This window comes from Microvirga sp. P4_A5, assembly GCF_056402495.1.
Map to the genome: position 1 here is coordinate 18,662 of NZ_JBFUHH010000057.1, position 8,723 is coordinate 27,384.

Annotated in this window: 6 protein-coding genes; all 6 read right to left on the bottom strand. The window is 64.5% G+C overall.

All coding sequences use genetic code 11. The annotated features are described in order from the left end of the window. Nucleotides 1-5 precede the first annotated feature (5 nt). Nucleotides 6-3,479: a DNA polymerase III subunit alpha gene (gene dnaE / locus AC1DVM_RS15015; RefSeq protein ID WP_477255478.1), complete on the bottom strand. Its 3,474-nt coding sequence runs from the start codon at nucleotides 3,477-3,479 to the stop codon at nucleotides 6-8. A 688-nt stretch (nucleotides 3,480-4,167) separates the two neighbouring features. Beyond that, a complete protein-coding gene (locus tag AC1DVM_RS15020) occupies nucleotides 4,168-4,863 on the bottom strand; it encodes an ABC transporter ATP-binding protein (protein ID WP_477255480.1) in 696 nt (231 codons plus the stop codon). Between the two features lie 3 nt (nucleotides 4,864-4,866). Next, nucleotides 4,867-6,090, bottom strand: a complete 1,224-nt coding sequence (locus AC1DVM_RS15025) for a lipoprotein-releasing ABC transporter permease subunit (protein WP_477255486.1) — start codon at nucleotides 6,088-6,090, stop codon at nucleotides 4,867-4,869. A gap of 222 nt (nucleotides 6,091-6,312) precedes the next feature. Next, the gene (gene proS, locus AC1DVM_RS15030) at nucleotides 6,313-7,641 is read right to left on the bottom strand and encodes a proline--tRNA ligase (RefSeq protein WP_477255482.1); all 1,329 of its coding nucleotides are present in this window, start codon (nucleotides 7,639-7,641) and stop codon (nucleotides 6,313-6,315) included. 559 nt (nucleotides 7,642-8,200) lie between these two features. Beyond that, the gene (locus tag AC1DVM_RS15035) at nucleotides 8,201-8,536 is read right to left on the bottom strand and encodes a DUF1467 family protein (RefSeq protein ID WP_477255484.1); all 336 of its coding nucleotides are present in this window, start codon (nucleotides 8,534-8,536) and stop codon (nucleotides 8,201-8,203) included. Between the two features lie 11 nt (nucleotides 8,537-8,547). Further along, on the bottom strand, nucleotides 8,548-8,723 hold a 176-nt coding region (locus tag AC1DVM_RS15040), incomplete at its 5' end, for a VOC family protein (RefSeq protein WP_477255488.1).

The window sequence follows — 8,723 nt, forward strand, 5'->3', positions numbered from 1 at the left end:
CCGCCTCAATTCATATGCACGTCGACCACCCCCGGCACCGCCCGCAGCGCGCCTGCGACCTGCGGCGAAGCCATGTATTTCCCGGGGAGCTTCACCTCGACCTCCCGGTCGCCGTCGTCGAGGATGAGGACGAGCGAGACTTCGCCTTCGCCTTTCGCCTTCAGCCGTTCGAACACGCTGCCGATCGGGCGTTCGTCGCGCAGGAAGATGCGCATGCCCTTCTGGTGCTYCGAGATCGCCTCTTCGAGAGGTTCGGCGGTGCCGATGCGCGCCCTCACCTCGTCGCCTTCGACACCCGCCGCCACCATCAGCACGACCGCGCTGCCGGGTTCGAGGATCTCGCGATAGCGCTGCAGGCCTTCCGAGAACAGGATGGCCTCGAAATGCCCGGTCTGATCCGAGAGCGTGAGGATGCCCATCTTGTTGCCGGTCTTGGTGCGGCGCTCCTGCCGGTCGAGCACGGTCGCGGCGATGCGACCGACGAAGTTTCCGGCCTTCACCGAACGGCAGAACTCCACCCAGGTCTGGACCCGCAGCTTCTTCAGCAGGTCGCCGTATTCGTCGAGCGGGTGGCCCGATAGAAAGAAGCCCACGGCGTCGTATTCGCGCTGCAGCCGTTCGGATGCGGGCCAGGGCTCGTAGGGCGGAATGCGGAGCTGCACGTCCGCCGACCCGACGCCGCCGAACATGTCCGCCATGCCGCCATTGGCCGCCTCGTGGGATTGCTGCGCGAGGCTCATCACCGCGTCGATGGAGGCCGCGGCCTTCGCGCGATCCGGCTCGAGCTCGTCGAGCGCGCCGGCCGCGATGAGATTTTCGAGCGTCCGCTTGTTGAGCGTACGCGGGTTGATGCGGCGCGCGAAATCCGCCAGGTCGCGGAAGGGCTCGTCCCCGCGCGCTTCGAGAAGCGCCTCGATGGCCTGCCGCCCGACGCCCTTGATGGCGGCGAGCGCGTAGAGAATCGCACCGTTGCCCTCCGCATCGTAGCGTACGTCGAACACGACGCCCGAGCGGTTCACCGAAGGCGGCTCGACCTTGATGCCGAGGCGCTGGGCTTCGCGGCGGAATTCCGCGAGCTTGTCGGTGTTGACGATGTCGAGAGTCATCGACGCCGCCAGGAATTCGACCGGGTGGTTGGCCTTGAGATAGGCGGTCTGGAACGCGACCAGCGCATAGGCCGCCGCGTGGCTCTTGTTGAAGCCGTAATCGGCGAACTTCGCCAGCAGGTCGAAGATCTCATTGGCGTTGCTCCGGTCGAGCCCGCCCGCGACGGCGCCGGAGACGAAGCGCTCACGCTGGTCGTCCATCTCCTTCTTGATCTTCTTGCCCATGGCGCGGCGCAACAGGTCGGCGTCGCCGAGCGAATAGCCCGCCAGCACCTTCGCCACCTCCATCACCTGTTCCTGGTAGACGATGATGCCGAAGGTTTCGCGCAGGACCGGCTCGAGCTTGGGATGGGGATACCAGTGCTTCTTGTTGTGCTCGTCCTTGCCGAGCTTGCGCGCGCAATAAACCGGGATGTTGGCCATCGGGCCCGGACGGTAGAGCGCCACCAGGGCGATCAGGTCCTCGAAGCGGTCGGCCTCCATCTCCACCAGGGCTTTGCGCATGCCCGCGCTTTCCACCTGGAACACGCCGACCGTCTCGCCGCGGCACAGGGCGTCGTAAGACATCTTGTCATCGAGCGGCAGGGCCGAGAGATCGATCTCGATGCCCTTGCGACGGATGAGATCGACCGCCGTTCGCAGCACTGTGAGCGTCTTGAGGCCGAGGAAGTCGAACTTCACCAGCCCTGCCTGCTCGACCCATTTCATGTTGTACTGGGTCACACGCATGCCGGTTTTTGGATCGCGGTAGAGTGGCACCAGTTCCTGCAGCGGACGGTCGCCGATCACGACGCCGGCGGCATGCGTCGAGGCGTGGCGGTGGAGGCCTTCGAGCTTCTGCGCGATGGTGAGCATCCGCGCGACGACAGGCTCCTCGTCGATCGCCGCCTGCAATTTCGGCTCGCCCTCGATGGCCTGTTTCAGCGAGACGGGGCTTGCCGGATTCTGCGGCACGAGCTTGGTGAGTTTGTCCACCTGGCCGTACGGCATTTCAAGCACGCGTCCCACGTCGCGGATGACGCCGCGCGCCAATAGCGTGCCGAAGGTGATGATCTGCGCGACCTGCTCTTCGCCGTAGCGCTTCTGCACGTAGTCGATGACGCGTTCGCGCCCGTCGACGCAGAAATCGATGTCGAAGTCGGGCATCGACACACGTTCCGGGTTGAGGAAGCGCTCGAAGAGCAGACCGAACCGCAGGGGATCGAGATCGGTGACGGTGAGCGCATAGGCGACGAGCGAGCCTGCGCCCGATCCGCGCCCCGGTCCGACCGGGATATCGTTGTCCTTCGCCCATTTGATGAAGTCGGCCACGATGAGGAAGTAGCCGGGGAATTTCATGCGTTGGATGACGCCGATCTCGAAGGCGAGCCGGTCGTGATAATCCTGCTCGGTGAGGCCGGGCGCCGTGCCGTGGGCGGCAAGGCGCAGGAGAAGCCCCTCCTCCGCCTGACGCTTCAGCTCCGCATCCTCATCGAGCGGCGCGGCATCCGCGCCCGTGCCGAAACGCGGCAGGATGGGCTTGCGCGTTGTCACCCGGGTGGAGCACCGCATGGCGATCTCGACGCTCGCCTGCAGGGCGTCGGGCAGGTCCGCGAACAGCTCCATCATCTGCTGGCGGGTCTTGAAGTCGTGCTGCGGCGACAGCCGTCGGCGCGCGCCGTCCGACACGACGCGTCCGCTGGAAATTGCCAGCAGGGCGTCATGAGCCTCGAAGTCGCCGGTCGAGGCGAAGAACGGCTCATTGGCGGCGACGATCGGCAGGCCGTTGCGGTCGGCGAGCGCGATCAGCTCGGCTTCGACCAGGCGCTCTTCGTCGAGGCCGTGCCGCTGGATTTCCACATAGAGCTGGTGGCCGAAAGCGTGTTTCAGCACATCGAGACGCGCTTGGGCCACATCGGGACGCCCGCCGTCGCGCAGAGCGGTGTCGAGGGGGCCCGTCAGGCCGCCGGTGAGCGCGATCAAGCCTTCGCAATGGGCCGACAGGACGTTCGCCGCGACGCTCGGCGCGTCGCCCAGGGGCACGCCGAAATAGGCGTGGCTGACGAGCCGCATGAGGTTCCGGTAGCCCTCGTCGGTCTGGGCGAGGAGCACGATGTTCATCGGCACGGGCACGATCCGCGCAACCGGATCGGCCTCCTCGAAGCACACCGAGAGCTGGACGCCGGGAATCGGCTGGATGCCGGAACCTGCGAGCTTCTCGGAGAATTCGAGCGCGCCGAAGAGGTTGTTGGTGTCGGTCAGCGCCAAAGCGGGCTGCCGGTCAGCCTTCGCCAGATCCGCCAGCTTGCCGATTTTCAGCGCGCCTTCGAGCAGCGAATAGGACGAATGGACGTGCAGATGCACGAAGCCGATATCTTGAAGAAGACGCGCCATGAAACCCCGACTCAGACAGGTTTCCTTTTTCGCACGCGGCGCGCCGACCCTGCCAGATTGTTGGGGGCGATTATCGTCGCATGCGGTCTTTGCCTGTGAACTACGGGGTCAAGCCATCGGCGACAGGGCGAGCGCCCAGATCGCGACCGCGCTGCCGAAGATGGCGAGCGAGGTGATTTCAGCGGCGACTTCGATAAGGTTGCGAACCATGTCTTTGCTCCATGTTCCTGACATGTTCATTATTGTTCGCGGTATGTTCTGTGTAAAGCCGTGGATAATGCTGCGATGGCCGGTGAGTCAACGGGGCGTTAACGGAGGTAGAGCGGCCTATGGACAGAAGACGCTGCGCTACTCTCCTCCCCCTTGCGGGGAGGAGCCGGAGGTGGGGGTTCGGGCGGCATCCATGAGCCGCCGCCCATCACATTCCGGATCATCGGAACCGACTCGCTCTGACTTTCCGACCCCAACCCCAACCCTCCCGCAAGGGGGAGGGACATGCGCGGGAGCGGACGCCATGCGTCTCTCCTCCCCTTGCGGCGAGGAGCCGGAGGTGGGGGTGGAGCGACCGGGTTCGGGCGGCATCGACGAGACCCGTCATTCCCCTGCCCGATCATCGAACCGATCCAATCTAACTTTCCGACCCCAACCCTGACCGTCCCCGCAAGCGGGAGGAATGCGCGGGCGCACCCTAGTTCAGCGGAACGATCAACCCGTCGCGGATCGTCACCTGTCGGTCCATCCGGCTTGCCAGTTCGAGATTGTGGGTCGCGATGAGGGCCGCCAGCTTCGAGGCGCGCACGATGGCGACGAGGGTCTGGAACACACGGTCGGCCGTGTTGGGATCGAGGTTGCCGGTGGGCTCGTCGGCCAGCAGCAGGCGCGGCGCATTGGCGACCGCCCGCGCGATGGCGACGCGCTGCTGCTCGCCGCCGGACAATTCGCCGGGGCGATGTTCGAGGCGTTTTCCCAGGCCCAGGAACGTCAGCAGCTGGCTCGCACGGCTGCGCGCATCGGCCTTGCTCAAACCCCGGATGAGCTGCGGAATGACCACGTTCTCCAGCGCCGAGAATTCCGGCAAAAGGTGGTGGAACTGGTAGACGAAGCCGAGATCCTCGCGGCGGATGCGGGTGCGCTCCGCATCGTCCATGGCCGCCGTCGGCAGCCCGCCCACATAGACCTCCCCGCCATCGGGCTTTTCGAGCAGGCCCGCCACATGCAGCAGGGTGGATTTCCCGGTACCGGAGGGCGCGACGAGGGCCACCATTTCACCCGGCCAGATCGCCAGATCGGCGCCGCGCAGGACTTCGAGCGAGGTCTCGCCCTGCGGGTAGCGACGTTCGACCTTCGAGAGGAACAGGGCGGGTTGCGGTTGGCCGGAGGACATCTGTTATCCGTATCGAAGGGCTTCGACCGGGTCGAGCTTCGCGGCGCGCCAGGACGGGTACAGGGTCGCGAGCAAGGACAGAACCATGGCCATCATCAGGATGGACAGCACCTCGGTCGGGTTCACGTCGGCCGGCAGGCGGCTGAGGAAATAGAGCTCCGCCGGAAACAGGTTGGTGTTCGTGAGGTGCGAGATGAAATTGCGGATGCTCTCGACATTGAGCGCCAGCAGCAGGCCAAGGCCGAAACCCGCGATGGTGCCGACGATGCCGATGGACGCGCCGGTGATCAGAAACACGCGCATCACCGCGCCCTTGGTCGCCCCCATGGTGCGCAGGATCGCGATATCGCTCGACTTGTCCTTCACCAGCATGATGAGGCCCGAGATGATGTTGAGCGCCGCGACCAGCACGATGAGCGTGAGGATCAGGAACATGACGTTCCGCTCCACCTCGAGCGCGCCGAAGAACGTGCGGTTGCGCTGGCGCCAGTCGGTCATCAGGATCGGACGTCCGGCCGCCTCCTCGATCGCCACCCGCGCCTCGTCGACCTTGTCGGCATTGTCGAGATAAACCTCGATCAACTGCACGTCGTCGGGTCGGTTGAAGTAGGTCTGGGCCTCGGTGAGCGGCATGTACACGAAGGTGGAATCGAACTCGGACATGCCGATCTCGAACACCGCCTTCACCGGGTATCCCTTGATGCGCGGCGCGGTTCCGAAGGGGGTCGAGGCGCCGCGCGGGGTGATGAGCGTGAACGTATCGCCGGCCTGCAGCGACAGGGATTCGGCAAGGCGGCGGCCTATGGCAACGCCCTCCCCGTTGTCGAATTCCTCGAGGGTGCCCTGTCGGATGTTGCCGGCGATGTGGTCGATCTTCTTCAGGTCCTCGGCGCGCACGCCCCGAACCAGAACGCCGCTGCCGCTGTATTGCGACGAGCCGAACGCTTGCCCCTCGACCAGCGGCATGGCGCGCTTCACGCCGGGCACGGCCGCGATGCGCTTGGCCACCGCATCGTAATCGGTAAGCGGGCTGTCGATGGGCGCCACGAAGATATGCCCGTTGATGCCCACGATCTTGTCGAGCAGTTCCTTGCGGAAGCCGTTCATGACGGACAGCACGACGATCAGCGTCGCGACGCCGAGCATGATGCCGAGGAACGAAAAGCCGGCGATGACCGATACGAAACCCTCGCGACGGCGCGTGCGGAGATAGCGCCCGGCGAGCATCCACTCGAAGAGCGAAAACGGCCTCGTGCCGGATGTGATTTTTGACCCGCTGCTCACGTATTCCCCTCCCCCTTGTGGGGAGGGGCTAGGGGTGGGGGTGTCGGCGCGTCCGAACACGATCTGTCGCGCTCACACGCCCACCCGTCGCGCTTCGCGCGTCGACCTCCCCACAAGGAGGAGGTGAAAGTGGCGGCGAAAATTGTGAAATCCGACATTGGAAACTCAGCCGCGCTTCGTCAGGCGCGAAACGACCTCGCCGAGCGGCACCACCTGCTTGTCGCCGGTGGCCCGGTGCTTCAGCTCCACATTCCCGTCCGCCAGCCCCTTCGGCCCGATCACGACCTGCCACGGAATGCCGATGAGATCGGCCGTGGCGAACTTGCCGCCGGGACGCTCGTCGCGATCATCGTAGAGCACGTCGCGGCCGGCCGCCGTCAGCTCGCGATAGAGCGTCGCGCAGGCCTCATCGGTGCCCGCATCGCCGACCTTGAGGTTGAGAAGCGCGATGTCGAAGGGGGCCACCGATTCCGGCCAGACGATCCCGTTCTCGTCGTGGCTCGCCTCGATGATCGCGGCGATGAGACGGCTCGGGCCGATGCCGTAGGAACCCATATGCACGTCGTGGTCCTTGCCGTCCGGTCCCATCACCTTGGCGCCCATCGGGGCCGAATACTTGGTGCCGAAATAGAAGATATGACCGACCTCGATGCCGCGCGCCGACATCTTCTTGGTCTCCGGCATCCCCTCATAGGCGGAGGCGTCGTGCATCTCCGAGGTCGCCGCGTAGAGCGCAGTCCATTTGTCGACGAGACCCTGCAGCGTCTCGGCATTGTCGAAATCGGTGTCGATCGCGGGGGCGTCGTAATCGAGATAATCCGCGTGGCAGAAGACCTCGCTCTCGCCGGTCGATGCGAGGATGATGAACTCGTGGCTGAGATCGCCGCCGATCGGCCCGGTATCGGCCTTCATGGGAATGGCCTTGAGGCCCATGCGGGCGAAGGTGCGCAGATAGGCCACGAACATCTTGTTGTAGGAATGGCGCGCGCCCGCCTTGTCGAGATCGAACGAATAGGCGTCCTTCATGAGGAATTCCCGCGAACGCATGACGCCGAAGCGCGGCCGCACCTCGTCGCGGAACTTCCACTGGATGTGGTAGAGATTGAGCGGCAGATCCTTGTAGGAGCGCACATAGCCGCGGAAGATCTCGGTGATCATTTCCTCATTGGTCGGACCGAACAGCATGTCGCGCTCATGCCGGTCCTCGATGCGCAGCATTTCCTTGCCGTAGGCATCATAGCGCCCGGATTCCCGCCACAGGTCGGCGGATTGGATCGTCGGCATGAGAAGCTCGACGGCGCCGGCCCGGTTCTGCTCCTCGCGCACGATGGCGTTGACCTTATTGAGCACCCGCAGACCGAGCGGCAGCCAGGCGTAAATCCCCGCCGATTCCTGACGGATCATGCCGGCCCGCAGCATCAGCCGGTGGGAGACGATCTCCGCTTCTTTGGGAGTTTCGCGGAGAATAGGCAGGAAGAAGCGGCTCAAACGCATGGAACGCCTTCGATCGGAATGTTGGCCAGAAATAAAAGAATACGGGTCACGACTCGCTTCAGCACACAATACAGGCGCGCGTCAAAAGACAAGCGGCGACCTCCAGAAGCGCGCGGCGGCCCGCTCTAATACCAAAGATCAATACCAATTGTGCCGAAAATTGCACCATCGGGTGCTCAAAAAAGATGACATCCCCTGTCCTGCCGGTTATGAAGAGAATACTAACCTCCAGGACCTTTAAAGGTCGGAGGCGACGGTCCGAGTTTCGGGAGGAACAACATCCTCGCGCGCCATATCAGGCGACGGCATCAAAAGGCCAAGGATTAAAATTGCCAAAAGGCATGTTCAGGCAAGGCGAAAGCCTTGCTTTTTCTTTTGTGGGGTCAGGATCGAGGCCGTCATTCCGCAGCCGCGAAGCGGACCCCGAGACCCCAATCGCCGACGCTTCGAGACAGAGCGGCAACCGTCCCGCCTGATCCTCAAATCGCTTGCGTCTATGGGCTCCGGGTCCAGTTGCGCCGTCCCGGAATGACGGTGCGTCGCAGCGCTGGTCCCAAACTCACAAACCCGCGAGCGGCATGACCCCGGCGGTGAAGACCAGCACGATCGCCGCGACCAGAGTCGTCCAGATGGCTTTCTCCCGAAGCGCCGGGGCCGTGGGCGCGCCCGGTTCGGTGCCGCGGACAACCTCTCCCGTCTCGGCCTGGCTGCGAATGCCGAAGGGCAGCACGGCGAAGAGGAGCGTCCACCAGATGATGAAAAACAAGGCAGTGCCGCCACTGACGCGCAGGCCGAACGCCCCTACCACAATGGCAATGGGGATGGCCGCGCCCACCAGCACGAAGGCGATCGTGCTCCAGAGCGAGCGGGCGACGAGCCGGACGAAGCTGACCATTTCGGCTCTCCTCAAGCCTGCTCGAGTTCAACGAGCGTGCCGTTGAAATCCTTGGGGTGCAGGAACAGCACCGGTTTCCCATGCGCGCCGATCTTCGGCTCGCCTGAACCCAGGACGCGCGCGCCCTTCCGCAGCAATTGATCGCGCGCGGCCGCGATGTCGGCGACCTCGTAGCAGATGTGGTGAA